General features: G+C 73.2%; 26 protein-coding genes. 18 read left to right on the top strand and 8 right to left on the bottom strand.

From position 1 onward, the window contains the following. The first annotated feature begins 21 nt into the window (after positions 1-21). From Q2K19_RS06185 to Q2K19_RS06175, 3 genes are read left to right on the top strand one after another with little or no spacing between them, the layout of a single operon-like run. The gene (locus tag Q2K19_RS06185; RefSeq protein WP_302768335.1) at positions 22-414 is read left to right on the top strand and encodes a type II toxin-antitoxin system RelE/ParE family toxin; all 393 of its coding nucleotides are present in this window, start codon (positions 22-24) and stop codon (positions 412-414) included. Further along, positions 411-722 carry a helix-turn-helix domain-containing protein gene (locus Q2K19_RS06180; protein ID WP_302768334.1) on the top strand — a complete coding sequence of 104 codons (312 nt, stop codon included), beginning with the start codon at positions 411-413 and terminating at the stop codon, positions 720-722. Before Q2K19_RS06185 ends, Q2K19_RS06180 begins: the two co-directional genes overlap by 4 nt. Further along, complete coding sequence (locus Q2K19_RS06175; protein WP_302768333.1) at positions 697-2,805, top strand: HEAT repeat domain-containing protein; 2,109 nt, start codon at positions 697-699, stop codon at positions 2,803-2,805. Before Q2K19_RS06180 ends, Q2K19_RS06175 begins: the two co-directional genes overlap by 26 nt. A gap of 45 nt (positions 2,806-2,850) precedes the next feature. On the opposite strand, the gene Q2K19_RS06170 is transcribed toward Q2K19_RS06175, so the two are convergent. From Q2K19_RS06170 to Q2K19_RS06160, 3 genes are read right to left on the bottom strand one after another with little or no spacing between them, the layout of a single operon-like run. Then, on the bottom strand, positions 2,851-3,195 hold the full coding sequence (locus Q2K19_RS06170; protein WP_302768331.1) for a DUF779 domain-containing protein: 345 nt from the start codon (positions 3,193-3,195) through the stop codon (positions 2,851-2,853). Then, positions 3,195-4,700: an aldehyde dehydrogenase gene (gene adh, locus Q2K19_RS06165; RefSeq protein ID WP_302768329.1), complete on the bottom strand. Its 1,506-nt coding sequence runs from the start codon at positions 4,698-4,700 to the stop codon at positions 3,195-3,197. The genes Q2K19_RS06170 and adh overlap by 1 nt, the downstream gene beginning before the upstream one ends. A 38-nt stretch (positions 4,701-4,738) precedes the next feature. After that, entirely contained in the window at positions 4,739-6,022 is a 1,284-nt protein-coding gene (locus Q2K19_RS06160; RefSeq protein ID WP_302768327.1) for a sigma-54-dependent transcriptional regulator family protein, read from the bottom strand. 173 nt (positions 6,023-6,195) lie between these two features. On the opposite strand from Q2K19_RS06160, the gene Q2K19_RS06155 reads away from it, so the two are divergent. Together Q2K19_RS06155 and Q2K19_RS06150 are read left to right on the top strand one after the other, a co-directional pair. Beyond that, a complete protein-coding gene (locus Q2K19_RS06155; protein ID WP_302768325.1) occupies positions 6,196-7,053 on the top strand; it encodes an SCO6745 family protein in 858 nt (285 codons plus the stop codon). 169 nt (positions 7,054-7,222) lie between these two features. Beyond that, complete coding sequence (locus Q2K19_RS06150; protein WP_302768324.1) at positions 7,223-7,936, top strand: RlpA-like double-psi beta-barrel domain-containing protein; 714 nt, start codon at positions 7,223-7,225, stop codon at positions 7,934-7,936. A 173-nt stretch (positions 7,937-8,109) separates the two neighbouring features. On the opposite strand, the gene Q2K19_RS06145 is transcribed toward Q2K19_RS06150, so the two are convergent. Genes Q2K19_RS06145 through Q2K19_RS06135 form a run of 3 tightly spaced genes read right to left on the bottom strand, consistent with a single transcriptional unit; the run spans position 8,110 to position 10,414 of the window. After that, positions 8,110-9,099, bottom strand: a complete 990-nt coding sequence (locus tag Q2K19_RS06145) for a transporter (RefSeq protein WP_302768323.1) — start codon at positions 9,097-9,099, stop codon at positions 8,110-8,112. Beyond that, entirely contained in the window at positions 9,096-9,986 is an 891-nt protein-coding gene (locus Q2K19_RS06140; RefSeq protein WP_302768322.1) for an ABC transporter ATP-binding protein, read from the bottom strand. Before Q2K19_RS06140 ends, Q2K19_RS06145 begins: the two co-directional genes overlap by 4 nt. Positions 9,987-9,997: 11 nt before the next feature. After that, positions 9,998-10,414 carry a GntR family transcriptional regulator gene (locus tag Q2K19_RS06135; RefSeq protein WP_091313583.1) on the bottom strand — a complete coding sequence of 139 codons (417 nt, stop codon included), beginning with the start codon at positions 10,412-10,414 and terminating at the stop codon, positions 9,998-10,000. Between the two features lie 109 nt (positions 10,415-10,523). Here Q2K19_RS06135 and Q2K19_RS06130 point away from each other — a divergent pair, with 109 nt between their 5' ends. Further along, positions 10,524-10,961, top strand: coding sequence for a hypothetical protein (locus Q2K19_RS06130; protein ID WP_302768320.1), 438 nt, complete (start codon positions 10,524-10,526; stop codon positions 10,959-10,961). Between the two features lie 108 nt (positions 10,962-11,069). Here the strand turns inward: Q2K19_RS06130 and gabT are convergent, their stop codons facing one another. Continuing rightward, positions 11,070-12,341 carry a 4-aminobutyrate--2-oxoglutarate transaminase gene (gene gabT, locus Q2K19_RS06125; RefSeq protein ID WP_302768318.1) on the bottom strand — a complete coding sequence of 424 codons (1,272 nt, stop codon included), beginning with the start codon at positions 12,339-12,341 and terminating at the stop codon, positions 11,070-11,072. Positions 12,342-12,344: 3 nt separating this feature from the next. Continuing rightward, the gene (locus Q2K19_RS06120) at positions 12,345-13,781 is read right to left on the bottom strand and encodes a gamma-aminobutyraldehyde dehydrogenase (RefSeq protein ID WP_302768316.1); all 1,437 of its coding nucleotides are present in this window, start codon (positions 13,779-13,781) and stop codon (positions 12,345-12,347) included. Between the two features lie 143 nt (positions 13,782-13,924). Here Q2K19_RS06120 and Q2K19_RS06115 point away from each other — a divergent pair, with 143 nt between their 5' ends. From Q2K19_RS06115 to ahcY, 12 genes are all read left to right on the top strand, one after another. Further along, positions 13,925-15,364: an aldehyde dehydrogenase family protein gene (locus Q2K19_RS06115; RefSeq protein WP_302768314.1), complete on the top strand. Its 1,440-nt coding sequence runs from the start codon at positions 13,925-13,927 to the stop codon at positions 15,362-15,364. A gap of 11 nt (positions 15,365-15,375) precedes the next feature. Beyond that, complete coding sequence (locus tag Q2K19_RS06110) at positions 15,376-15,987, top strand: DUF2625 family protein (RefSeq protein ID WP_302768312.1); 612 nt, start codon at positions 15,376-15,378, stop codon at positions 15,985-15,987. A 143-nt stretch (positions 15,988-16,130) separates the two neighbouring features. Further along, positions 16,131-16,472, top strand: coding sequence for a hypothetical protein (locus Q2K19_RS06105; RefSeq protein ID WP_302768310.1), 342 nt, complete (start codon positions 16,131-16,133; stop codon positions 16,470-16,472). A gap of 75 nt (positions 16,473-16,547) precedes the next feature. Further along, the gene (locus Q2K19_RS06100; RefSeq protein WP_302768309.1) at positions 16,548-17,216 is read left to right on the top strand and encodes a tetratricopeptide repeat protein; all 669 of its coding nucleotides are present in this window, start codon (positions 16,548-16,550) and stop codon (positions 17,214-17,216) included. A gap of 120 nt (positions 17,217-17,336) precedes the next feature. Further along, positions 17,337-17,513, top strand: a complete 177-nt coding sequence (locus Q2K19_RS06095) for a hypothetical protein (RefSeq protein ID WP_302768307.1) — start codon at positions 17,337-17,339, stop codon at positions 17,511-17,513. 11 nt (positions 17,514-17,524) lie between these two features. Further along, entirely contained in the window at positions 17,525-18,196 is a 672-nt protein-coding gene (gene nfi / locus Q2K19_RS06090; protein ID WP_446839765.1) for a deoxyribonuclease V, read from the top strand. 196 nt (positions 18,197-18,392) lie between these two features. Next, a complete protein-coding gene (locus Q2K19_RS06085) occupies positions 18,393-19,391 on the top strand; it encodes an RAD23 family protein (protein ID WP_302768303.1) in 999 nt (332 codons plus the stop codon). Between the two features lie 198 nt (positions 19,392-19,589). Next, positions 19,590-19,802 (top strand): Trm112 family protein, encoded by a 213-nt coding sequence (locus Q2K19_RS06080; protein ID WP_302768301.1) that lies wholly within the window; start codon positions 19,590-19,592, stop codon positions 19,800-19,802. Further along, positions 19,799-20,992 (top strand): SIS domain-containing protein, encoded by a 1,194-nt coding sequence (locus Q2K19_RS06075; protein ID WP_302768299.1) that lies wholly within the window; start codon positions 19,799-19,801, stop codon positions 20,990-20,992. The genes Q2K19_RS06080 and Q2K19_RS06075 overlap by 4 nt, the downstream gene beginning before the upstream one ends. Positions 20,993-21,068: 76 nt before the next feature. Then, entirely contained in the window at positions 21,069-22,094 is a 1,026-nt protein-coding gene (locus Q2K19_RS06070; protein WP_302768297.1) for a cation diffusion facilitator family transporter, read from the top strand. Positions 22,095-22,096: 2 nt separating this feature from the next. Further along, positions 22,097-23,248: a mannose-6-phosphate isomerase, class I gene (gene manA / locus Q2K19_RS06065; protein ID WP_302772295.1), complete on the top strand. Its 1,152-nt coding sequence runs from the start codon at positions 22,097-22,099 to the stop codon at positions 23,246-23,248. Positions 23,249-23,551: 303 nt separating this feature from the next. Then, positions 23,552-25,051, top strand: a complete 1,500-nt coding sequence (gene ahcY, locus Q2K19_RS06060) for an adenosylhomocysteinase (protein WP_302768295.1) — start codon at positions 23,552-23,554, stop codon at positions 25,049-25,051. The last annotated feature ends 42 nt before the right edge of the window (positions 25,052-25,093 follow it).

Below are 25,093 nucleotides of genomic sequence, written 5' to 3'. Positions count from 1 at the left end.
AGTTCGAGCTATAGTTGAGGCATGGGTGCTGGCGGGGGACGTTGGTCGGTCCGGGTCACCGGTGAGGTTCGCCAGTGGCTACGCGAGCTGCGGCGATCCGACCCCGCCTCGTACGAGAGCGTGCGGGTCGCCGTGGACAAGTTGGCGGAGGTTGGGCCGGGACTGGGGCGGCCACTCGTGGACACACTGCGCGGGAGCAGCATTCGTAACCTGAAGGAGCTTCGGCCTCGGTCCGGCCGGGAGGTCGCGATCCGCGTGCTGTTTGTCTTTGACCCCTGGTCGCAGGCCGTGCTCCTCGTCGCAGGCAACAAGGCGCGGGACTGGGCCGGGTGGTATCAGCGGAACATCCCGGTGGCGGAGGTTGCGTACAAGGCTTGGCTCGACACTGAGCGCGAGCGAAGGGGGGAGTCGTGACGGAGTTCTACGACTGGGATGAGGTGCGCGCCGAGCTCGGCGGTGACGACGCGGCGTACGAGGAGGAGCGGACTCGCACCGAGGCGTGGGTGAGTGCCTTCCACCTCGCCGAGGAGCGCAAGCGGCTGGGGCTCACCCAGCGGCAGGTCGCCGACCTCATGGGTGTCACGCCGGGTCGGGTGAGCCAGATCGAGAACGGCGACCTCGACGTGAACGAGGTGGCCACCTTGAGCCGGTACGCGAACGCTCTCGGGGCCAGGCTGCGGATCATCTTCGACTACGGTGACGACCTTCGTCAGATCGCGTGAGCCGTACCGGTACGACCTGGACGGCGACGGGTACGCCTGCGCCGAGCTGCGGCGTAGAGTGCGCCGGGTGTTGAACCGGCTGGACGAGATCGACTGGACGCAGCTCACCCACGCCTACGGGACGGCGGAGGATATCCCTGACCTGCTGCGGGCGCTCGCCTCCGACGACGACGACGAGGTCGGCGAGGCCTTTGACGAGATCATCGGCAGCATCTTCCACCAGGGCGACGTCTACCCCGCGACGGTGCCGGCCGTCCCGTTCCTCGTCGAGTTGGCGTCGACCGCGCAGCACCGGCGGGGCTGGTTCCTCGCCACTGTCGGGATGCTGGCCGACCCGCACCACGCGTGGGGCGAGGAGGCGGAGGAGGTCTGCGAGGCGGTACGCGCGCAGGCGGACCGCTTCCCGCCGCTGCTCGACGATCCCGATCCAGAGATCCGGGCGGCCGCGGCGTACACGGTGGCGCAGTGCGGCGACCGGCTCCCGGTGACCCTGCTGCGGGACCGGTGGGCCACCGAGGACGATCCCACCGTCCGGGCCGCGCTCGCGCTGGCGCTCGGGCTGCGGGACACGGGCGGGGCCGCTGGTCTGTTGGCCGCCGCGCTGCACGAGGAGGAACATCCGGTACGCGTCGCCGCCGCCGTTGCGATCAAGCGGGCCGGGCTGCCCTGGCCGGCGGGTGCGGCGGAGGCGCTGGCCGCCGCGTTCGACCAGGCGGTGGAGTTGGACTACGCCTGGCAGCGCCAGGGTGGGGCGCTGGACGAATTGGTGAGCGAGGCCGACGAGCGGTTCGTGCGGGAACTGCTCGGCCGCCTGCTGACCGCCGCGCCGCAGGCCTGCATGGCCGCGGCGTACGCGATCGGTGACCGGTGCCGGCAGCTGCGTTCCGCCCCGGCCCTGCTGCTGCCCCTGCTCGGGCAGGCGCTGCACGACCCGGACGAGAGCGTCCGGGCCGAGGCGGTCCGAGCGCTGCGCACCGCCGGTCCGGCCGCGGCTGCCCACGCCGACGAGCTGGCACGCGTCGCCGCCGGTTGGCCGGCGGTGGTGGAAGCCACCGGCTTTACACCGCAGCAGCGGGCGGTGGAGACCCTCGCCATGCTGGCCGACCCGCGCTGGGTCGACGTGATCTGCGCGGTCTGGGCCGGCGGGCACGAGGTGCGACTGCCGGTTGACCAGCCACCCTTTGACGAAGCCGTGCTCGCCGCGGCCCGGCGTCACCTGGCCGGCGCAAACCACCCGACGTTGGTCACCGGGCTGGCCACCCTGCTCGAACGGTGGGGGCCGGCCGCCTCCGCCGCCGTACCGGAGCTGGTGGCCGCCCTGCCGGTCGCCCCGGCGCGGGTGGCGGCCGCGCTCGCCGCGATCGGGGCGGCGCCCGAGCCGGCGGTGCCGGAGCTGCGGATGGCGGCCGCCCGGGGCGACGTCCGTGCCGGGGTGACGCTGTGGCGGGTCACGGGTGAGGTCGAGCCGGTGGTGACCGCTGTCGCCCGGCAGCTCGACGCGGGACCGAACGGCGACGACTGGCGGCTCCGGCAGGCTTTCGACGCGGTCCCGGCGCTCGGCGCGCTGCTGCCGAGGCTGCGGTCGTACCTGACCGGGATTGCGCTGGAGACGGAGGCGGAGCGGTACGCGCAGCTGCTGGCCGCCCGGGTGGTGGGCGGGTTGACCGGCGACCGTGACGCGGTGCCGCCCACCGTCCAGGCGGTGCTCGGCACCGGCTGGTGGGCCGCGTCCGCCGCCGCCGACCTGGTGGCCCGGTTCCCCGAGCCGCAGTACGAACCGGCCCTGTGGAAGCTGCTCGGCGAGCGGGTGGGCCCGGTGGCGCCGGTACGGGCGCTCTGGCGGATCGGCGTGTCCCCGGACGACCTTGCGCCGCTCCTGGTCCGCCTCATCGAGGAGGGGCGGACGCGCGACGTGCTCCCGCTGCTGGTGGAGATGGAAGCCCGGAGTGTGCTGCCGGCGCTGCGGGACTTCGCCGAGCGGGACGCCCGGGTGGTCACCGGCGGGGTCTACGTGGACACCGCCTGGGAGGACGAGCGGCTCCGGCGCGACCTGCGCGCGGCGGTGGCCGTCCTCGACCGGTAATCGCCGGCAGCCGGGGCCGCCCGGCGGTCGGGAGGCCCCGGCTGGTCAGGCGAGTCGGGAGCGGATGAGGAAGCGGACGCCCTCGGGGGCTTCCAGGGAGAAGCCGCTGCCTCGACCCGGCACCACGTCGACCGTGAGCCTGGTGTGCTTCCACAGCTCCCACTGGGCGGCGGACATCCAGAACTCGACGGGCTCGGGGACGCCGTCCACCGAGAGCGAGGCCAGCCGGATGTCGGAGCCGCCGGTGCGGAACTCGCCGGCCGGGTAGCACATCGGGGCGCTGCCGTCGCAGCAGCCGCCGGACTGGTGGAACATGATCGGGCCGTGCGCCGCCCGCAGCGACCGGATCAGGTCGGCCGCCGCGGGCGTCAGCGTCACCGGGTCGCCCATCAGAAGAAGCCGAGCTTCTTCGGGGAGTAGCTGACCAGCAGGTTCTTGGTCTGCTGGTAGTGCTCCAGCATCATCTTGTGGTTCTCCCGGCCGATGCCGGACTGCTTGTAGCCGCCGAACGCGGCGTGCGCCGGGTACGCGTGGTAGCAGTTGGTCCAGACCCGGCCCGCCTGGATGGACCGCCCGGCCCGGTACGCGGTGTTGATGTCCCGGGTCCAGACGCCCGCGCCGAGGCCGTACAGGGTGTCGTTGGCGATCTTCACGGCGTCGTCCAGGTCGGCGAAGGAGGTCACCGAGACCACCGGGCCGAAGATCTCCTCCTGGAAGACCCGCATCGAGTTGTCGCCCTCGAAGATCGTGGGTTCGACGTAGTAGCCACCGGACAGGTCCCCACCGAGGTCCGCCCGCGAACCGCCGGTGAGCACCTTGGCGCCCTCCTGCTGACCGATGTCCAGGTAGGACAGGATCTTCTCCAGCTGGTCGTTCGACGCCTGCGCGCCGATCATCGTCTCGGTGTCCAGCGGGTGCCCCTGCCGCACCTGACGGGTCCGCTCCACGGCGGCGGCGAGGAAGTCGGAGTAGTGGCCCTGCTGGATCAGCGCCCGCGACGGGCAGGTGCAGACCTCGCCCTGGTTGAGGGCGAACATGGTGAAGCCTTCGAGCGCCTTGTCGAAGAAGTCGTCGCGGGCGGCGCTGACGTCGTCGAAGAAGATGTTCGGGCTCTTGCCGCCCAGTTCCAGCGTGACCGGCTTGATGTTCTCGCTGGCGTACTGCATGATCAGCCGCCCGGTGGTGGTCTCGCCGGTGAACGCCACCTTCGCCACCCGGGACGAGGACGCGAGGGGCTTGCCCGCCTCGACACCGAAGCCGTTGACCACGTTGACCACGCCCGGCGGCAGCAGGTCGGCGATGAGCGAGAGCAGGTAGTGGATGGACGCCGGGGTCTGCTCGGCGGGCTTGAGCACCACCGCGTTGCCGGCGGCGAGCGCCGGGGCGAGCTTCCAGGTGGCCATGAGCAGCGGGAAGTTCCACGGGATGATCTGCCCGACCACCCCGAGCGGCTCGTGGAAGTGGTACGCCACCGTGTCGTCGTCGATCTCGCCGAGCGAACCCTCCTGGGCCCGGATCGCCCCGGCGAAGTAGCGGAAGTGGTCGATCGCCAGGGGAATGTCGGCGGCCAGGGTCTCCCGTACCGGCTTGCCGTTCTCCCAGGTCTCGGCGATGGCGAGGGATTCCAGGTTCTCCTGCATCCGGTCGGCGATCTTGTTGAGGATGAGTGACCGCTCGGCGACCGAGGTGCGGCCCCACGCGTCGGCGGCGCCGTGCGCCGCGTCGAGGGCCTTCTCGACGTCCTCGGCGGTGCCCCGGGCCACCTCGCAGAAGGTCTGCCCGGTGACCGGGGTGGGGTTCTCGAAGTACCGGCCGCCGTGCGGCTTCACGTACTCGCCGCCGATGAAGTGGTCGTACCGGGACTGCCAGTGGGTGGGGGCGTCGTAGCGCGCCATGGGTACCTCCGCCGTCCGTGGGTGGATGGCGAGCGACGTTAGTTTCCGCGACGTTGCAGGAACGTTGCGCGCGGGAGGTCGTACTCCGAGGCGAGCTGGCGGGCCCGCGCGACGGCGAGCGGCCGGCGGGGCGCGCCCGGCGGCAACGCCCGCGCCAGGGCCTGCCACGCGGTGAGGTCGTCGGCGCCGGCGGGCGTCGCGGTCCAGGCCGCGAGCAGCGCCGGGTCCGCGGTGGCCAGCACGGCCGCGCGCAGCTGCCCGTCGACCAGGCGGCGCAGTCGCGCCACTCCCGGTGCGTCCGACCCGGGCAGCAACGGCCCGGGGTACGCCTGGAGCGCCCCTGCCGGGTCGCCGCGTTCCAGCAGCTCGGTGACAGTACGGAAGTCGGCGCGCACGCTCGGCCGCAGCCGGTACGGGCGGGAGTCGAGCAGCTCCTCGCCGAGCGCCCGGCGCAGCCGGGACAGTTCGGCGCGCAGGGTGACCGGGTGCAGCCGGTCGTCGCCGTAGAGGTCGAGGCCGAGCTGCTCGCCGGTCCGCCCCTCGGGGTGGTCGATGAGGAGCACCAGCAGCTCGCTGTGCCGCCGCCCGAGCCGGATGCGCCGGCCGCCGATCCGCAGGTCCGCCTCGTCGCGGCCGAGCGCGGTGACGTGCAGCAGGTCGGGCTCGGCGGGGGCGGCCCCGGCCAGGAACGTCTCGGCGGCCCGGGCGGTGGCCCGGACCAGGGCGAGGCTCTGCGGGATGGCCAGGTGGTCGCCGCCGGTGATGTCGACGGCGCCGAGCAGCCGGCCGGTGATCGGGTCGTGGATCGGGGCGGCGGCGCAGGTCCAGCGCTGCACCGGCCGGACGAAGTGCTCGGTGGCGAAGATCTGGACACTGTGGTCCACGGCCAGGGCGGTGCCGGGGGCGTTGGTGCCGGCGTGGGTCTCGTCCCAGCGGGCGCCGGGCACGAAGTTCATCCGCTCGGCGTGCCGGAGCACCCCGGGGTGGCCTTCCACCCAGAGCAGCCGCCCGTGGGCGTCGCAGACCGCCATCAGGTGGGCGCCGTCGGTGGCGATGCCGCCGAGCAGGTCGCGGAAGAGTGGCAGCACCCGGGCGAGGGGGTGGGCGGCCCGGTAGCTCTCCAGGGCGTCGTCGGTGAGGTCGACCGGGGCGGTGGTCTCCGGATCGAGCAGGGCGGACCGCTCCCACGATCGCCGGACCACCTCGCGGACCCGGTCCGGCGGGGTGCCGCCGTTGAGGAACGCTTCGTGGGCGGCACCGACCTGCGCGATCCGCTCCGCCGGATCGGCGCCGAATTCCAGGGCGAGCCACGGGTCAGCCATCGGCGACCTCCTCGCGCCCATGGTGACCCAGCTCACCGCTGATCGCCAATACCGGTTGCTGACTTCTCCCGGCGATGGGCCCGACGAAGTGTCGGGCCTATCTTGTCATTGACAAGTTGCTGTCGCCGGGGCCAAACTTGACATCGACAAGATGACGGTCTCGGGAGGCAGACGTGGAACTGACGATGGTCCGGAAGATGTGGCAGCTCATCGAGCCCGTGCACGCGCTGGTCTACTACGCGCCCGAGCTCACGGAGGAGGCCGCCGCGCTCGGCCTGGCGACCGACGAACGGTGGCCCGGCTACTTCGCCCTCCGGTCGGCGCCGCTTGGCGCGGCCGGGCCCGCGCTGGTCACCGCCACCTACTACAGCTTCAGCCCCGGCATGGTCGCCGAGTACGTGCCGGCGGTCTGGGCCACCGCCGAGCCGGCGAAGGTCCTCGCCGCCCGGCTGTCCGGAGTGGACCGCGCACTGCGTCGGCTGCTCGGCGACCGGGTGGACTCGCCCGAGCTCGCCGAGGCGGCCGTGCTGGCCCGGCGCGCGGTCCACGCCGCCGACCTGGCCGCGCGTCCGCTGGCCGCGGCCAACGCCGACCTGCCCTGGCCGGACGCGCCGCACCTCGCGCTCTGGCAGGCCGCCACCATCCTGCGCGAGCATCGCGGCGACGGGCACGTCGCCGCGCTGCTCACCGCCGGGCTCGACCCGACCGAGGCGCTGGTCTCCTTCGCCGCGGTCGGCGCCGCGCCGGTGGAGGTCTTCGCCAGCCGGCGCTGGACCGGGGAGGAGTGGGCCGCCGCCCGGGACCGGCTCGCCGCCCGGGGCCTGGTCGACGCCGATGGCGTCGCCACCGACGCCGGCCGCCGGCTCCGCGACGAGGTCGAGCGGCGTACGGACGAACTGGCCACCGCGCCGTGGCGGGCGCTCGGTCCCGCGGTCGGCCGGTTCGCCCAGCTCGTCGCCCCGGTGACCGGGGCGGTGGTGGCCACCGGGATGCTGCCGGGCCGCAGCACGCTGGGCATCCGGCGCGACTGACGGGTGGACCGGTCCGGGCGGGGGCGGGCGCCACCACCCGGACCGGTCTGTGGTGTCACCCGCAGTAGCGAAAAGACGGAAAGCGGCACCCGGGCGGGGGCGCGCTGAACGATGCAGCGCTCCCACGCCGTACCCCCGTACGTCAGACCAACGGACGACGGGAGTTGCGGTGAGGGTGCAGCGGAAGCACGTACTGGCGGGTGGTGTGGCGGTGGTCGCCGCGGCGGTGGTGGCGGTCGGCACCGGATTCGGCTTCGCCGACACCACGCCGGTCCGGCCGAGCGCGTGCCAGGGGTCGGTCACGTTCTCGGCCGAGGGCGGGACGCCGGCGGCGACGAGCGACCGGTTTCCGGCGGGCACCCGGTTGCGGGTGACCAACCTGGACAACGGCAAGGCGGCGACGGTGACGGTGACCGGTCCGTCGGGCAGTTGCGTGCTGCTCAACGCCGCCGCGATGGACCTGGTCCGGGAGCCGGGCAAGAACGTGATCCGGCGCAACGTGGTCGAACGCCTCGACGGACCGGCGGCGCAGCCCGCCCAGCCCGCCCGGCCGGGCGCTGGCGAGACCCGGCCGGGAAACGCTCAGCCGGCCACCGCTGCTCAGCCGGGCGGCGCTGCTCAGCCGGGCGGCGCGGCCGGCCGGACCGTGTGCGGCGGTCCGATCACGTTCTCGGGCGAGGCCGGCGCTCCGACGGCGACCAGCGGCCAGTTCCCGGCGGGGACCCGGTTGCGGGTGACCAACCTGGACAATGGCAGGGCGGTGACCGTGACGGTGACCGGCCCCTCGGGCAGCTGCGTCCTGCTCAACGCGGCCGCGATGGACCTCATCCGCGAGCCCGGCAAGAACCTGGTCCGCCGCAACGTGGTGGAACTGCTCGGCTGAGCCGCCGGCCGCGCCCCGCGCGCCGACACCGCCCGATACCGCCGGTTCCCCGGGTTGGCGGGCGGCGCGCGGGCCACCGGGTCAGGGGGCGCGCCCTGCGCCCCTGCCCCGGGTGGAACACCGTGAAGGTCTGCTGGCTGCGGTGACCGCCATGGTGTTCCACCGAGGGCGGTTCAGGCGATGCGGCGGACGCGGCGGAGGGCGAGGTAGAGCAGGAGGGCGGCGAGGGCGACGAAGATGCCGGTCTCGATCCACTGGAACAGCCAGAACCGGTCCGCCGGCTGGTAGAGCTCCCAGTTGTAGGCGCCGGGTCCGGCGCCGATGTCGGCCCCGCAGCGACCGCCATCCGGGGCCTTGGCGCCCGTCGGGCACATGATCCGGGTGTCGGCCGCCAGCATCTTTCCGTCGGCGTTGCGCACCCCGCTGGCGAGGACCCAGTTGCCCCGGCCCTCCTGCAGCGGTTCGGCCCCCTCGATCGGGAAGGTGAGGGTGCGGGCGGGCTGGTAGTGCGGTCTGGCCAGGATCGCCACCGCCGCCCGGACCCCGATGAACGCGGCCAGGGTGACGCCCATGGCGGGCAGCATCCGGCGCCAGAGGGTGCCGGCGAAGATGCCCAGCGCCACCGCGAAGAGGGTGTAGCCGATCGGGGCGATGCCCTGCAGGTCGAAGACGATGAAGCCGAGGCGGCCCTCGTGCGCGGCCTGGGTCAGCGGGCTGACCCACCAGGCCATGCCCAGTCCGTAGCCGATTGCCAGGGCCACCGTGACCACGACGACCAGGCCGAACTTCACCAGGGCCCACCGCGTCCGGCCGACGCCCTGCGTCCAGGCGAACCGGTGCGTGCCGTGCTCCACCTCCCGGGCGACCAGCGGGGCGCCCCAGAACAGACCGACGAGCACCGGCAGGGCGACGAGCAGGACCGCCACCAGGTTCAGGCTCTGGTACCGGTTGGTGAACTGGCGGAACGCCGAGTCACAGCCGTTCGCGGTGACCGGGTCGACCTCCGCACGCGCCAGCTGACTGATGCAGTTCGGCAGCCCGAGCTCGGTGAAGCTGTGCCGCATCGACAGGCCGATCGGGATCATCAGGGCCGCGAGCGCGGCGAAGCCGAGGAGGGTGAAGAGCAGCTGCTTGCGGTGCTGCCGCCAGGCCAGCCAGATCATGCCGGCACCTCCCAGGCCGCGTGGCTCGTGGTGGTCTCGCCCTCGGCGAGGTACGCCAGCACGAGGTCCTCCAGCGTCACGTCGTGCACCGTCCATTCCGGGGTGAGGACATCGCCGGTCGTACGGACCAGCAGCGTGGACTGCCGGGCGGTGTGGCTCGCCCGGACCACGGCGTCGACCCCCTCGATCGGTTCGCCGCCGTGCCGGGGCCCGACCAGCTGCCGGTGGGCGGCGACCAGGTCGTCGACCGCGCCCGCCAGGTGCACCCGGGCGGACTGCAGCACGACCAGGTAGTCGCAGACCCGTTCCAGGTCGGCCAGCAGGTGCGAGGAGAGCAGCACGGTCGTCTCGGAGTCGGCGACGCTGCCCATCAGCGACTGCAGGAACTCCCGGCGCGCCAGTGGATCGAGGCTGGCGACCGGTTCGTCGAGGAGCAGCAGCCGGGGCCGCTTCGCGAGGGCGAGCGCCAGCGCGACCTGGGCCCGCTGGCCACCGGACAGCTTGCCGACGGGCAGCTTCGGCGGGATGCCGAGCTGGGCCAGCCGGTTTCGGGCGAGCGCCGCATCCCAGCGCTTGTTCATCCGGCGGCCCAGCTCCACCAGCTCGGCCGCGGTGAAGTCCCGGTAGAGCGGGGTGTCCTGGGCGACGAAGCCGATCTCGGGCAGCACCGACGGGTTGGCGTACGGCGCTTCGCCGAAGATCCGCACCGCGCCGGCGTCCGGCCGCAGCAGGCCGACCGCGAGGTGCAGCAGGGTGCTCTTGCCAGCACCGTTGGGGCCGACGAGGGCGGCGATCCGCCCGGCGGGCAGGCGCAGCGAGCAGTCCCGCAGCGCCCAGGTTCTTCCGTACCGTTTGCCGAGCTGCTCGGCCTCCAGCGCGATCTCCATCAGCTGTCCTCTCATCCTGCTGAGGCGGGTTCGGCACGCGTCGTGCCGGCGACGAGCGCGGCCCGCATGGTGGTCTCGACCAGGGCGGTGACGTCTTCCGGGGTGAGTCCTGCGGCGCGGGCGCGGTGCAGCCAGGCCACCAGCTCCTCGCGAAGCTCGGCCTGATCGGCCAGCGACGAGCCCGCGAGGGTGCGGCGGACGAAGGTGCCGACGCCGGGGCGTCCCTCGACCAGACCTTCGATCTCCAGCTCGCGGTACGCCTTGAGCACCGTGTTCGGGTTGATGGCCAGCGACTGCGCGACGTCGCGGACCTTCGGCAACTGGTCGCCAGCCGTCAGCAGCCCCACCCGCAGGGCCTGTTTGACCTGCTGGATCAGCTGCACATAGGTGTTCACCTTGGACCGGCCGTCCAGTACGAACTCGATCACGCGACGCCCTTCTATTGTCCTACGACAGTGGGACTATAGAACAGGACGGCGGTGGACGGGACCGCTGTGGAGGATCGGACGTGTCGGAGGGAGGCCGACCGTCTCGGCCGTGGGCATCCTGACCGACTACTTCGCGGCGCGTCCGGAGCAGGCGCTGGCCGCCGCCGACACCGGGCCCGGCGACGACCTGGCCCCGTTCCGGTCCAAGTTCCTCGAGCCGACGGTGCTGGTCGGCAGGCTGTGGGCGGCGATCCGGCACGGCGGCCTGGACCTGGCGGCGGAGGACCTGTCCACCGGCGAGGCGCGGGTCGACGGCAACGACGACGAGGGCCCGTACCTGCTCCGGCTCAAGCCGGCGTTCGTCAGCGAGCTTGCGGCGCTGCCGGACGAGCGGATCGACGACGTCGCCGCGGTGTGGCGGGCCGCCGAGGAGTGGATGGGTGAGCCGGACGAGAAGCTCGTCGCCGGGATCGTGGGGGAGTTGCGGCGGGTGGCCCGCCGGGCGGTTGCCGACGGCGTCCACGCGTACTGCTGGATCTGCCTCTGATCAGGGCAGCTGGTGACGCGCCCTGGGGAGGGCCGGGGTGGAACACCATGGGTCGCTCCTGGGGGGATCGGGACCCATGGTGTTCCACGTACACCGGCTGACCGTCGATCAGCCGAAGGCCGCGTCCAGGATGTCCAGGCCACGGGCCAGCTCGTCGTCGGAGATGACCAGCGGGGGCAGGAAACGCAGCACGTTGCCGTACGTGCCGCAGGTGAGGGTGAGCAGGCCTGCGGCGTGGCAGGCCGCCGACACCGCCGCCGTGGCGGTCGGATCCGGAGTGAGCGTCCCCGGGCGCACGATCTCCAAGGCGAGCATCGCGCCACGACCGCGTACCTCCGCGACGCGCGGGTCGCGGGCGGCGATCGCCCGCAGCCGGTCGCCCATCACCTGCCCGATCCGCCGCGCGGCGCCGGCCAGCTCCAGCTCGTGCATCGTCTCGATGGACGCCAGGGCGGCCGCGCAGGCGATCGGGTTACCGCCGTACGTGCCGCCGAGCCCGCCGACGTGGACCGCGTCCATCAGCTCCGCCCGGCCGGTCACCGCCGCGAGGGGCAGGCCGCCGGCGATGCCCTTGGCCAGGGTGATCAGATCCGGCTCGACGCCCTCGTGCTGGCAGGCGAACCAGTCCCCGGTCCGGCAGAAGCCGGTCTGGATCTCGTCGGCGACGAAGACCACCCCGTTCGCCGTCGCCCACTCCCGCAGCGCCGGCAGGAAGCCCTCCGCCGGTACCACGAAACCGCCCTCGCCCTGGATCGGCTCGATCAGCAGCGCGGCCACGTTCTCCGCGCCCACCTGCTTCTCCACCAGCTCGATCGCCCGCGCCGCCGCGGTCGCCCCGTCCAGCCCGCCGTCGCGCAGCGGGTACGACATCGGCACCCGGTAGATCTCCCCGGCGAACGGCCCGAACCGGTGCTTGTACGGCATGTTCTTCGCGGTCAGCGCCATGGTCAGGTTGGTCCGGCCGTGGTACGCGTGGTCGAAGACCACCACCGCCGGCCGCCCGGTGGCGTGCCTGGCGATCTTCACGGCGTTCTCCACCGCCTCGGCGCCGGAGTTGAACAGCGCCGAGCGCTTCTCGAAGTTCCCTGGCGTCAGCGCGTTGAGCTGCTCGCACACCGCCACGTACGACTCGTACGGCGCGACCATGAAACAGGTGTGGGTGAACCGCTCGACCTGCGCCTGCACCGCCTGCACCACCCGGGGGGCGGAGTTGCCGACGTTGGCCACCGCGATGCCGGCGGCGAAGTCGATCCACTCCCGCCCGTCGACGTCGGTGATCGTGCCGCCACCGGCGTGGTCCACGTAGGAGGTGATCGTGCTGCCGACGCCCCGGGCGACCGCCGCCCCGCGCCGCTTGTGCAGTTCCTCGCTGGACGCCATGGCTCAGCCCTCGATGTTGTGCATGACGTGCTTGATCCGGGTGTAGTCCTCCAGGCTGTAGACCGACAGGTCCTTGCCGTGCCCGGAGTGCTTGAAGCCGCCGTGCGGCATCTCCGAGATGAACGGGATATGGGTGTTAACCCAGACGCAGCCGAAGTCGAGCCGACGGGTCATCCGCATCGCCCGGCCGTGGTCGCGGGTCCAGACCGAGGCGGACAGGCCGTACTCCACGCCGTTGGCCCAGCGCACCGCCTCGTCCTCGTCGGAGAAGCGCTGCACCGTGATGACCGGCCCGAACACCTCGTCCTGGATGATCTCGTCGGCCTGTCGTACGCCGGAGACGACGGTCGGGGCGTAGAAGTAGCCGCGCTCGCCGACCTGGGAGCCGCCGGTCTCGACCTTCGCGTGGTCCGGCAGCCGGTCCACGAAGCCGCGCACCCGGGCGAGCTGGTTGGCGTTGTTCAGCGGGCCGTAGAGCACGTCCTCGTCGTCCGGGGCGCCGGTCCTGGTGTTCCGGGCCTGGTCGGCGAGGGCGGCGACGAAGTCGTCGTAGACGCCGGGGCCGGCGAGCACCCGGGTGGCGGCGGTGCAGTCCTGGCCGGCGTTGAAGTAGCCGCCGACCGCGATCGCCTCGGCCGCCGCGGCGACGTCCGCGTCGTCGAAGAGCACCACCGGGGCCTTGCCACCCAGCTCCAGGTGGGTCCGCTTGAGGTCCGGCGCGGCCGCCGCGGCGACCTCCATGCCGGCCCGGGTCGAGCCGGTGATCGACACCAGCTGCGGGGTCGGGTGGGCGACCAGGGCGCGGCCGGTGTCCCGGTTGCCGCAGACCACGTTGAACACGCCCGGCGGGAAGAACTCGGCCGCGATCTCGGCCAGCAGCAGCGTCGACACCGGGGTGGTGTCGGAGGGCTTGAGCACCACCGTGTTGCCGGCGGCCAGCGCCGGGGCGATCTTCCAGACCGCCATCATCAGCGGGTAGTTCCAGGGGGTGACCTGGGCGCAGACGCCGATCGGCTCCCGCCGCACGTACGAGGTGTGGCCGGCCATGTACTCGCCGGCCGAACGGCCTTCCAGGAGTCGGGCGGCGCCGGCGAAGAACCGGAACTCGTCGACGGCCGGCGGCAGCTCCTCGTCGGCGGTCAGCTGGCGCGGCTTGCCGGTGTTGCGCACCTCGGCGTCGACCAGCTCGGCCGCCCGGGCCTCCACCGCATCGGCCAGCTTGAGCAGGGCCCTCTGCCGTTCGGCGGGCGTGGTGTCCCGCCAGGTCTCGAACGCCGTGGCGGCGGCCGTCATCGCCGCGTCCACGTCCGCCGCCCCGGAGACCGGCGCCTGGGCGAAGACCTCCCCGGTGCACGGGTCGATCAGGTCGGCGTAGCCGCCGTCCACGGGGTCGACGTACTCGCCGTTGACGAAGTTGCGCAGCTGCTGCTGATCGCTCATCAGAAGTCTCCGAGTGGTGGCCGGGGGGGAAGGTCAGCGGAGGTTATCGCAATCTGACTGCCATCTTGGCTACTGAATTCGCGGCAGACAAGGGCTTGAGCAACTGTTTCCGCGTGAGCCAACGTGGTCTAGGCTGCCGAAGCGTGGAGTCGAGAGCTTTCTTTGTCGCCGGCCGCCCCGCCCACGGCGAGGGCGAGCTGACCGTCACCCACCCGTACGACGGCCGGACGGTGGGGCGTACCACCCTCGCCGCGCCCGACCAGGTCGAAGCCGCCGTCGCGGCAGCCGCCGGGGTGGCCGCGGCAGCCGCGGCCCTGCCCGCGCACGTCCGCGCGGCGGCCCTGGACCACGTCTCCCGGCGGCTCGCCGACCGGGCCGACGAGGTCGCGACGCTGATCACCGCCGAGAACGGCAAGCCGGTCAAGTGGGCGAAGGCCGAGGTGAGCCGGGCGATCTCCACCTTCCGCTGGGCGGCCGAGGAGGCCCGACGCTTCTCCGGGGAGCTGCAACGCCTGGACACCGATCCGGCGGCCACAGGGCGGATGGCGCTGGTCCGGCGGGTGCCCAGGGGGCCGGTGCTGGGCATCGCCCCGTTCAACTTCCCGCTCAACCTGGTCGCGCACAAGGTCGCCCCGGCCATCGCCGTCGGCGCGCCCATCGTCGTCAAGCCGGCCCCGGCCACCCCGCTGTCGGCGCTGCTGCTCGGCGAGATCCTGGCCGAGACCGGACTGCCTGAGGGGATGTTCTCGGTGCTGCCGCTGCCCAACGAGCGCGCCGCCGAGCTGGTCGCCGACCCCCGGCTGCCGGTCGTGTCGTTCACCGGCTCCGGGCCGGTCGGCGCGGCCATCCGCCGGGCCGCCCCGGAGAAGCACGTCACCCTGGAACTGGGCGGCAACGCGGCGGCGGTGATCTGCGAGGACTGGTCCTCCGACGGGGATCTGACCTTCGCCGCGCACCGGATCGCCACCTTCGCCAACTACCAGGCCGGGCAGTCGTGCATCGCGGTCCAGCGGGTCTACGTGCACGAATGGCTCTACGACGGATTCCTGCCCCGGCTCGTCACCGCGGTGGAGGAGCTGCGGACCGGAGACCCGGCTTCCGAGCTGACCGACGTCGGGCCGATGGTCTCGGTCGAGGCGGCCGAGCGCGTCGAGGCGTGGGTGGACGAGGCGGTCGTCGCCGGGGCCACCATCGAGGTGGGCGGACGGCGGGACGGCGCCACCTACCCGCCGACCGTGCTCTCCGGGGTGCCGAAGGACGCCAAGGTCTGCACGGAGGAGGTGTTCGGGCCCGTGCTGGTGGTCACCCGGGTCGAGGACGACCAGGCCGCGTTCGCCGCCGTCAACGACTCCGCGTACGGCCTGCAGGCGGGAGTCTTCACCCACAACCTGCAGACCGCCTTCCTCGCCGCCCGCACCCTGGAGGTCGGCGGCGTGATCGTCGGGGACGTGCCGTCGTACCGGGCCGACCAGATGCCCTACGGCGGGGTGAAGGGCTCCGGCGTCGGCCGGGAAGGGCTGCGCAGCGCGATGGAGGACTACACCGAGCCGCGGGTCATGGTGCTGACCGGGGTGGCGCTGTAGCCTCTCGCGGCGTGGAGCAGTCAGCATGGTCCGAGGTCGCGGCCGCCGTCGCCGGCTCGCCGTACCCGGTCGAAGTGCTGCCGGCCGAGCCGGCGCGGGCGTCCGCCTGCCTCGCCACCCTGGAGATCACCACCCGGTCCTGGCTCGGCGCGGTGGTCGCCAACACCGGGGGGCTGCTCGTCGACCACGGCTGGCTGCGGGTGCTCGGCAGCGGGCACGACACCCTGCCCGACGTCGCCACCGAGTCCGACCCGGCCGGCCTGGTCGTCATCGGCTACGACGTGATGGGCGGCCAGTTCGTCTGGGCCCAGAGCGGACCTGGGGCGCGGCCCACCGTGCACTACTTCGGGCCGGACGACCTCGGCTGGCTCGACCTCGAACAGGGGTACGCCGACTGGCTGCACGCCGTCCTGGCCGGATCCCTCACCCGCTTCTACGAGACCCTGCGCTGGCCCGGCTGGCAGGCGGAGGTCGGGGCCCTCGCGCTCGATCAAGGGCTCAGCGCCTGGCCGCCCCCGTTCACCAAGGAGGGAAAGGACCTCTCCGTGGTCTCCCGGAAGGCCATCCCGCTGGCGCAACTCGTGTCGTTCTACGAGGACGCGGCGCGGCAACTCGGCCCCTGACCGCGCTCACCAGGTGCCGTCGTCGCGTCCCGGGCGGGTTTCGCAACGATGACGGGCTCGAGCGGTATGAGGCTTCCGAGGTTCTTCGACTACTACGGCTCGCCACTCAAACTGGTCAAGACGCCGGACGGCGGCGTTGCCGGGTGGCGACTGTCGGACGAACCGGGGGTTGGCTACCGGCCCACAACCTGATCGACAGAGCGGTCTTCATTGGCGGGGAAGAGATTTACGAGATTTCACGCGATGACTTCGTCTGGCTTACGGAGCAGGAACGTGGTCGACATCTGACTGGAGACGCGCCGGTCTTTGCGCTGTACGGCACCGTGAGGGCGCTCCAAGACACGATCCGGGCAGAGCGGCGCTACCCCACAGCTGAAGAGCAGGCGCTGATCACGGGGATCCGGCGGCGGACGTTCGTGATGTTCGAGGAGCAGTTGCAGCAGGCTGGTGACCCGGGCGCTGACCCGACCCTCGCCACCTACTGACGGACGGACGACCTGTTGCGTGAGCGGATCGACGGCCGGGTGGGTCAGTAACCGAGGACAGGGACAGGAGCGGGCATGGCGACGGCAGACCGGATCGAGCTGGCACGGGAGCTGTACGAGAAGGCGGTGTTCGGCGGCGACAGCGGCGCGCTGGCCACGGCCGACCGGACGTTGGACGCGGTCGAGGCGGATCTCGCGCTCGCCCGGGGCCGGGTGCTGCACGCCCGCTACCTGGAGGACGAGGTCGAGGACCCGCGCGAACTGGAGCTCTTCGAGCGGGCGGCCGAGCTGTACCGGCAGCTCGGCGACGCGCGCGGGGAGGGTGAGGCCCGGTTCTGGGTGGGCTGCGTGCACCAGGTGATCCGGGGCGATGAAGAGGCCGCCACCCCGGCCCTCGCCCGCGCCCGCGAGCTGGCCGCCCAGGCCGACGACAAGCTGACCCTGTCGTACGTCCTGCGGCACCTCGCCTACGTCGACCAGGCGGCCGGCCGGCTCGACGTCGCCCGGCAGCTCATGGAGGAGTCGACCCGGCTGCGTCGGGAGGTGGGCTTCCTGCCCGGGGTGGCCGCGAACCTGCTCGCCCTGGGCTACCTCGCCGCCGACGAGGGTGACCCGGAGCGGGCCGTCGCACTGGTCGGCGAGGCGACCGCGGTCGCGGAGTCGTCGGGTGCCCACGGCATCGTCCGCTGGGCCGAGGAGGCCCGGGCGGACCTGACGCCGGCCGAGGAGAACTCACCAGCCTGACGCCGACCGAAGAGAACACGCCGACCGAGGAGAAAGCGCTGCCGAGGAAAGCACGCCGGTCTGACCCCGGCCGCAGGGCACATGCCTGTCCCGCGTCCTCCGCGTGGCTACGGTGAGCTGATGAGGAAGTCGCCGATGCGGCAGCAGGCCACCGTCTGGGTGGCGGGGATCCTGCTCGGGCTGGTGATCGGGTGGCTCACCATCGGCGGGGTCGCCGGAGTCGCGTTGGGCGTCGGCCTCGGGGTGGCCTTCGGGATCGCCCTCAGTCGCGCCGGACGCGGGTCCGGGCGGTCGTGACGGCCGGGGGAGTGCGGTACGTGCCGCCCGCCGACGTCGCCGAGGCGCTGCGCGTACAGGAGGAGTTGCGCTCGCGGGTGAACCTGGTCGGGCCGGGTCCCACCGCGCCGGCGACGGTGGCCGGCCTGGACGTGGCGTACGCGGAGGGCGGTGACCGGCTCGCGGCGGCCGTCACGGTGCTCGACGCCGCCACCCTGACCGTGGTCGACGAGGCGGTGAGCGTGGGCCGGCCGGCCTTCCGGTACGTGCCGGGGCTCTTCGCCTTCCGCGAGCTGCCCGCGCTGCTGGACGCCCTGGACCGGTTGACCGTCCGGCCGGACCTGCTGGTCTGCGACGGGCACGGGTTGGCGCATCCGCGCCGGTTCGGGCTGGCCTGTCACCTCGGCGTGGTCACCGGCCTGCCGACGATCGGGGTGGGGAAGACGCCGCTGGTGGGCGAGTGGGCGGAGCCGGGTCCGGAGCGGGGCGCGTGGAGCCCGTTGCGGGACGGCGGCGAGGTGGTCGGCCGGGTGCTGCGTACCCGGGACGGGGTGAAGCCGGTGTTCGTCAGCGTCGGCCACCGGGTGAGCCTGGACAACGCCGTGGACCGGGTGCTGGCGCTGTGCCCGCGCTACCGGCTGCCGGAGACCACCCGGACGGCCGACCGGCTGTGCAGGCGGGCGCTGGCGACCGCGCCCGCCTGACCGCCCACCGGGTGGCGCCGACCGCGGCGAGGGGCGCCGTAGTTGATCATGCAGGCACTCCGACCTGCGTCGAGGATGGACGGGGTGGCCCGGCGTGTCGCGGCACACATGCGGAGCGCTCAATGAGCGGGTGCCGGTTCGCGCCGGTAGTACCCTGACCGGCGGACCCGACAGGGGTGGAGACGGTGAGGTGGAGATGTCGGTGAGGCGGCACGCGGGGCGGCTGGCCACGGTCGGCGCGGTGCTGGGCGGCCTGCTGGCCGTCGCGGCGTCCCCGGCGCTGGCCGACGGCGACCGGGTGGAGGTGCGGTCGGCGAGCAGCTTCACCGTCGGCGGGTCCCCCGGCACGGTGGCGGTCGAGGTGCGCAAGCGCACCGACGGCTGCGTCATCCTCCGCACCGGCCTGGGGCTGCGCCTCGACGGCGTCCGGCCCGAGCAGGTCGAGGTGCAGGTCAACAGCGGTGGCCGGTGGTGGCCGGTGCCCGTCTCCGGCGGCGGGGGCACGGTCGTCACGGCGCGTACCTCCCCGGCGGAGCCGACCCTCTGCAAGGGCAAGGGCAAGACGGTCCGCTACCGGGTCGCCTTCCTGGCCGGCGCGCCCGGCGGGCGGTTGGACGTGGTCGGCGAGGCGGCCACCGCGAACGGCCGGTTGCTCGGCCGGGCCGCCGCGTCGGCGCGGGTGGTGGGCGGGGCGAAGGCCGCGACTCCGTCGCCGACGCCGACGAGGAAGCCCTCGCCCACCCCGAGCGCCGAGGCGACCACGCCGGCGGGCGTCGACGACACCAACTCGGCGGTGGCCGCCGCGCTCGACCCGGCCGCCGGGTCCGGCGCCGCCGACACGTCCTCCGGAGGTTCACCCATCATGTGGATCGGCATCCTGCTGGTGCTCGTCGGCGCCGCCCTGATCGTGCTGCTGGTCCGGCGGAACCGCGCGGAGAAGGTCGACGAGGCGGTCGCCGGCCACCCGCAGCTGCCGCTGCCGCGCAGCACCGGGCCGACCACGTATCGCGCCGGCGCCCCGGCCGGGCATGTGTACGGGCAGCAGCCGGCCCCCCCGACCGTCTACGGCGCACCCGTGTCCCGGCCGAGCGGCAACGTCTACGGCGCCCCCGCAGCGGGTGACCGGCCGGGTGGTGAGCCGCCGGCCGCCGCCGGTGGCGACGCCACCAGCGTGCTGCCCCGCCCACCCCGCTGAGCGGGAGCCCGGCCGGAGCGCCGGGGGTTACGGTGACGGTGTGTGGCGACGATCTGACCGGAGTCGCCGTCGGGGTGGCCCGCGCGTGCCGCCGGTGCTGAGATCTGGCCGGGTGCCCCCGCCGGTTCGCCGATAAGATCGCGTGCGCCGGGCGGCACCGTCGGCCGGTGAGACCGCATACGTGGAAGGAGCCGCGCCGTGGCCCTGGACCCGCAGTTGCTCGAGATCCTCGCCTGTCCCGACACACACCACGCCCCGCTGGACTACGACGCGCAGGCACAGACGCTGACCTGCACGGAGTGCGGTCGGATCTTCGAGGTGCGCGACGACGTACCGGTGCTGCTGCTGGACGAGGCGCGCGGTGGGCCCGCGGCGGACGACCGGCGCGGTGGGGCCGCGCCGCAGCCGTGATGGAGGGTACGGCCGGGGTCAGCGGGCACCGGCACGCCGACGAGTCGCTGCTCGACAACCCCGACCTGCTGGCCGAGCACGACCCGGGCGGCATGCTCCGGTTCACCGCCTCCGCCGGTGCCCAGGTACGCGAGTCGGCGGCGCTCGCCGCCGAGGCGAACCTGACCGTGCTGGCCGACGAGGGGCGGCCGCGCGCCGTCGTCATCGCCGGCATCGGCACCGCCGGGCGGACCGGTGACGTCCTGGCCACGGTGGCCGGGCCGCGCTGCCCGGTGCCGGTGATCCCGCACCGCAGCGCCGGCGTGCCGGGCTGGGTCGGTGCGGCGGACGTGGTCATCGCGGTGAGCGCCTCCGGCCGCAGCCCCGAGGCGCTGGGCGCCGCGGAGGCGGCGCACCGGCGAGGTGCCCGCCTGGTCGCGGTCGGCGCCCCGGACTCCCAACTCCAGTCGGTGGCCGAGCGGGCCCGGGCGCCGTTCATCCCGGTGCCCCGGCGGGCGCCGGCGCGGGCCAGCCTCTGGGCGCTCACCGTGCCGGTCCTGCTGGCCGCCCGTACGCTCGGGCTGGTGAAGGTCAACGAGGCGGACCTGGCCGAGACGGCGGCCCGGCTCGACGCCGACGCGGACCGGTGCCGGCCCACCGCCGAGTCCTTCGTCAACCCGGCGAAGTCCCTCGCCCTGGGCCTGGCCGGGTCGATCCCGATCGTCTGGGGCTCGTCCCCGGTGGCCACCGTGGCCGCCCGCCGGTTCGGCGACACCCTCTCGGCCAACGCCCGCTACCCGATCGTCACCGGGGCGCTGGGCGAGGCGGGCCGGGGCCGGGTCGGCCTGCTGGACGGCGTGTTCGGCGGCCTGGCCGAGGGGGAGCGGGACATCTTCGCCGACCCGGACGAGGGCGATCACGCCACCCGGCTGCGGCTGGTGCTGCTGCGCGACGGCGGGCTCAACGCGGAGGACGACACCGACGAGCCGCTGGCGGTGGAGGAGCGCCGGGCCGACGCGGTGCAGACCCTGGCCGAGCGGCGCGGGGTGCGCTGCGACGTGGTGACCGCCGAAGGCGGGTCGGCGCTGGAGCGGCTCGCCTCGCTGATCGCGGTACCCGACTTCGCCTCGGTCTACCTCGCCCTGGCACACGGGCTGGACCCGATGGCCGTCCCGGCCATCACGGAGATGAAGGAGCTGGCAAACCAGTGAGCGAGCGGAGCGAGCGAGCCATTCGGTCCAGCAGCGCGGCGCCGCGCGCCGTCGCGGTGCGAAGCGAGGCGGCGGCGTGAGCGCCAACGGCGGGACGAAGGCGATCATCGCCGCCCTGGCGGCCAACATCGGCATCGCCGTCACCAAGTTCATCGCGTTCCTGCTGACCGGCTCCTCGTCGATGCTGGCCGAGTCGATCCACTCGGTCGCGGACTCCGGCAACCAGGGCCTGCTGCTGCTCGGCGGCCGGCGGGCCAAGCGGGAGGCCACCCCGGAACATCCCTTCGGGTACGGCCGGGAGCGCTACATCTACGCGTTCATCGTGGCGATCGTGCTGTTCAGCCTCGGTGGTCTCTTCGCGCTCTACGAGGCGTACCACAAGGCGCAGCATCCGGAGCCGATCACCAGTTGGCAGTGGGTGCCGGTGGCGGTCCTGGTGATCGCCATCGTCATGGAGGGCTTCTCGTTCCGTACCGCGATCATGGAGTCCAACCACATCCGCGGCAACCAGTCCTGGCTGCGGTTCATCCGCCGGGCCAAGGCGCCCGAGCTGCCGGTGGTGCTGCTGGAGGACTTCGGTGCGCTGATCGGTCTGGTCTTCGCGCTGTTCGGGGTGGGGATGACCCTGATCACCGGCAACGGCATCTGGGATGCCGCCGGCACCGCGATGATCGGCGTGCTGCTGGTGATCATCGCGATCACCCTGGCCATCGAGACGAAGAGCCTGCTGCTCGGCGAGGGCGCCGAGGCGACCGAGGTGGCCGCGATCGAGCGGGCCGTCACGGACGGCCCGGAGGTGGAGCGGATCATCCACATGAAGACGCTCTACCTGGGGCCGGAGGAGCTGATGGTGGCCGCGAAGATCGCGGTGTCGCCCTGCGACACGGCCGAGGATCTGGCCCGGGGCATCAACGCCGTCGAGGCGCGGATCCGCACCGCGGTCCCGATCGCCCAGGTCATCTACCTGGAGCCGGACATCTACAGCGCGGCGGCGGACCGGGCGGGCACCGGTGCCGCCTCGCACACCGCGGTGCCGTCGCCGGAGGTCGCCAGCGGTGAACGGCCGGAGCCCGACGAGGCGTCCGGACGGCCCGGGAGCTGATGGTGGAGCTGCTGCAGGGCCGGATCCGGGACTACGCCTGGGGTTCCCGGACGGCGATCGCCGAGCTGCAGGGGCGCCCGGTGCCGAGCGCCGGGCCGGAGGCCGAGCTGTGGCTCGGCGCCCACCCGGGTGCCCCGGCCACGGTGGATCGGGACGGCAGCCCGGTGGACCTCACCGACCTGCTGCTCGCCGAGCCGGCGCACTGGCTGGGCGAGCGGCTGGTCGGCCGGTTCGGCACCCGCCTGCCGTTCCTGCTCAAGGTGCTCGCGGCGGACGCCCCGCTGAGCCTGCAGGCGCACCCGGACGCCGACCAGGCCCGGGCCGGGTACGCGGCGGACGTGGACCGGGTCAACTACGTCGACCCGTACCACAAACCGGAGCTGCTGGTCGCGTTGAGCGAGTTCGAGGCGCTGTGCGGCTTCCGTGATCCGGCCGTGTCGGCGGCGGCGCTCGCGGCGTTCGGCGTACCCGCGTTGGAGCCGGTGGTGGCGGCGCTGCGCGCCGGGCCGGCCGGGCTGCGGGAGGCCGTACGCCTGCTGTTGAGCTGGCCGGAGGCGGAGCGCGCCGGGCTGGTGGCAGGCGTGCTCTCGGCGGACGCCGCCGGCCCGGAGGCCGTGCTGGCCCGCGCGCTGGCGGTCGACTACCCGGGCGACCCGGGGGTGCTGGTGGCACTGTTGCTGCACCATGTCCGGCTGGCGCCGGGCGAGGCGATCTGGATGCCCGCCGGCAACCTGCACGCCTACCTGCGGGGCACCGGCGTGGAGATCATGGCGGCCAGCGACAACGTGCTGCGCGGTGGCCTGACGCCGAAGCGGATCGACGTGGACGAGCTGCTGCGGGTGCTGCGGTTCGAGGTGCTCGACGAGCCGGTGGTCCGCGCGGTGCCGGTGGCGCCGGGGGTGGTGACCTGGCCGGTGCCGATCGAGGATTTCGCCCTGCACCGGGTCGAGGTGACGCCCGGCGGTCCGGAGGTGCGGCTGGCGCTGCCGGGCCCGCGGGTGGTGCTCTGCCGGGCCGGCCAGCTCACCGTGGACGACGGGGTGGGGACGGTCACCCTGGGGCCGGGGCAGGCGGCGGTGGGCACCGCGGCCGGCGGCGCGCTGGTCTTCGGCGGTGCGGGCGAGGCGTACGTGGCCACCTCCGGCCTGAGCTGAACCGAGGGTCAGTCTGACTCACGTCGCAAGTCGGACTTTTCCGAAATAGCTTGACACGCTCTGGGCCGAGTGTGACTCTATGGGTACGCAGCGTTGTCGCGACGAAGGTCCGGTAACGCGCGGAACCAAACCGGGGGGATGCACGGGGCGGCCGGGCCGTGGACGGAGAGTCCGTTCACGACCGACCGCCCCGTGCGCTGTCCGCCGACCGGGTCGTACGCCATCCGCCGACCGGCCACGGACCGACGGGCCCGCGCGCGTAAGGTGGAAGGCTGCGCAGCACTTCGTCCGACAGGAGCTTCCATGACCAGCACCCTCCCGGCGGCCCCCAGCGGCGCGTCGTCCGGCGCCCGGCCGAGCACCCTCGCCGAGGGCGACTACAAGGTGGCGGATCTGTCGCTCGCCGCGTTCGGGCGCAAGGAGATCCAGCTCGCCGAGCACGAGATGCCCGGCCTTATGGCGATCCGGCGCGAGTTCGCCGACGCGCAGCCGCTGGCCGGCGCCCGCATCACCGGCTCCCTGCACATGACCATCCAGACCGCCGTCCTGATCGAGACCCTGGTCGCGCTCGGCGCGCAGGTCCGCTGGGCGTCCTGCAACATCTTCTCCACCCAGGACCACGCCGCCGCCGCGATCGTCGTCGGCCCGAACGGCACCCCCGAGTCCCCGGCCGGCGTGCCGGTCTACGCCTGGAAGGGCGAGAGCCTGGAGGAGTACTGGTGGTGCACCGAGCAGGTGCTGAACTGGCCCGACGGTCAGGGCCCCAACATGATCCTCGACGACGGTGGTGACGCCACCCTGCTCGTCCACAAGGGCGCCGAGTTCGAGAAGGCCGGCGTCGTGCCGCCGGTCGAGTCCGCCGACTCCGAGGAGTACGCGGTCATCCTCAAGCTGCTGCACCGCTCGCTCGCCGAGGACGGCCAGCGCTGGACCCGGATCGCCGCCGGCATCAAGGGCGTGACCGAGGAGACCACCACCGGCGTGCACCGGCTCTACGAGATGCACCGCGCCGGCACCCTGCTCTTCCCGGCCATCAACGTCAACGATTCGGTGACCAAGAGCAAGTTCGACAACAAGTACGGCTGCCGGCACTCGCTCATCGACGGCATCAACCGGGCCACCGACGTGCTGATCGGCGGCAAGATGGCCGTCGTGCTCGGCTACGGCGACGTGGGCAAGGGCTGCGCCGAGTCGCTGCGCGGCCAGGGTGCCCGGGTCGTGGTGACCGAGGTCGACCCGATCTGCGCGCTCCAGGCGGCGATGGACGGCTACCAGGTCGCCACCCTGGACGACGTGGTCGAGCAGGCGGACATCTTCATCACCGCGACCGGCTGCTTCGACGTCATCACCAACGAGCACATGGCCCGGATGAAGCACCAGGCCATCGTCGGCAACATCGGCCACTTCGACAACGAGATCGACATGGCCGGCCTGGCGAAGCGTTCGGACGTCACCCGGGAGAACATCAAGCCGCAGGTCGACGTGTGGCGGTTCGCCGACGGCCACGCCATCATCGTGCTCTCCGAGGGCCGCCTGCTGAACCTGGGCAACGCCACCGGTCACCCGAGCTTCGTGATGTCGAACTCGTTCGCCAACCAGACCATCGCCCAGATCGAGCTCTACACCAAGACCGACGAGTACCCGGTCGGCGTGTACGTGCTCCCCAAGCACCTGGACGAGAAGGTCGCCCGGCTGCACCTGGACGCGCTCGGCGCCAAGCTGACCACCCTGAGCAAGGAGCAGGCCGCGTACCTCGGCGTGGCGCAGGAGGGTCCGTTCAAGCCGGAGCACTACCGGTACTGACCGACACACCGGGACCGGGTCGGCCGCGAGCGCGGTCGGCCC

The organism is Micromonospora sp. NBRC 110009 (assembly GCF_030518795.1).
GTDB lineage: Bacteria > Actinomycetota > Actinomycetes > Mycobacteriales > Micromonosporaceae > Micromonospora.
Note: the sequence above shows the minus strand (reverse complement) of the source record. Positions and strands in the feature narration are given on the sequence as shown.

Excerpts from the sequence above, each read along its gene's own strand:
- Q2K19_RS06095 (WP_302768307.1), top strand. The coding sequence starts at position 17,337 with ATGAGGAAGTCGCCGATGCGGCAGCAGGCCACCGTCTGGGTGGCGGGG.
- Q2K19_RS06145 (WP_302768323.1), bottom strand. The coding sequence starts at position 9,099 with ATGATCTGGCTGGCCTGGCGGCAGCACCGCAAGCAGCTGCTCTTCACC.
- Q2K19_RS06160 (WP_302768327.1), bottom strand. The coding sequence starts at position 6,022 with ATGGCTGACCCGTGGCTCGCCCTGGAATTCGGCGCCGATCCGGCGGAG.
- Q2K19_RS06100 (WP_302768309.1), top strand. The coding sequence starts at position 16,548 with ATGGCGACGGCAGACCGGATCGAGCTGGCACGGGAGCTGTACGAGAAG.
- adh (WP_302768329.1), bottom strand. The coding sequence starts at position 4,700 with ATGGCGCGCTACGACGCCCCCACCCACTGGCAGTCCCGGTACGACCAC.
- Q2K19_RS06185 (WP_302768335.1), top strand. The coding sequence starts at position 22 with ATGGGTGCTGGCGGGGGACGTTGGTCGGTCCGGGTCACCGGTGAGGTT.
- Q2K19_RS06140 (WP_302768322.1), bottom strand. The coding sequence starts at position 9,986 with ATGGAGATCGCGCTGGAGGCCGAGCAGCTCGGCAAACGGTACGGAAGA.
- Q2K19_RS06120 (WP_302768316.1), bottom strand. The coding sequence starts at position 13,781 with ATGAGCGATCAGCAGCAGCTGCGCAACTTCGTCAACGGCGAGTACGTC.
- Q2K19_RS06170 (WP_302768331.1), bottom strand. The coding sequence starts at position 3,195 with ATGGGCGACCCGGTGACGCTGACGCCCGCGGCGGCCGACCTGATCCGG.
- Q2K19_RS06085 (WP_302768303.1), top strand. The coding sequence starts at position 18,393 with ATGTCGGTGAGGCGGCACGCGGGGCGGCTGGCCACGGTCGGCGCGGTG.
- ahcY (WP_302768295.1), top strand. The coding sequence starts at position 23,552 with ATGACCAGCACCCTCCCGGCGGCCCCCAGCGGCGCGTCGTCCGGCGCC.
- gabT (WP_302768318.1), bottom strand. The coding sequence starts at position 12,341 with ATGGCGTCCAGCGAGGAACTGCACAAGCGGCGCGGGGCGGCGGTCGCC.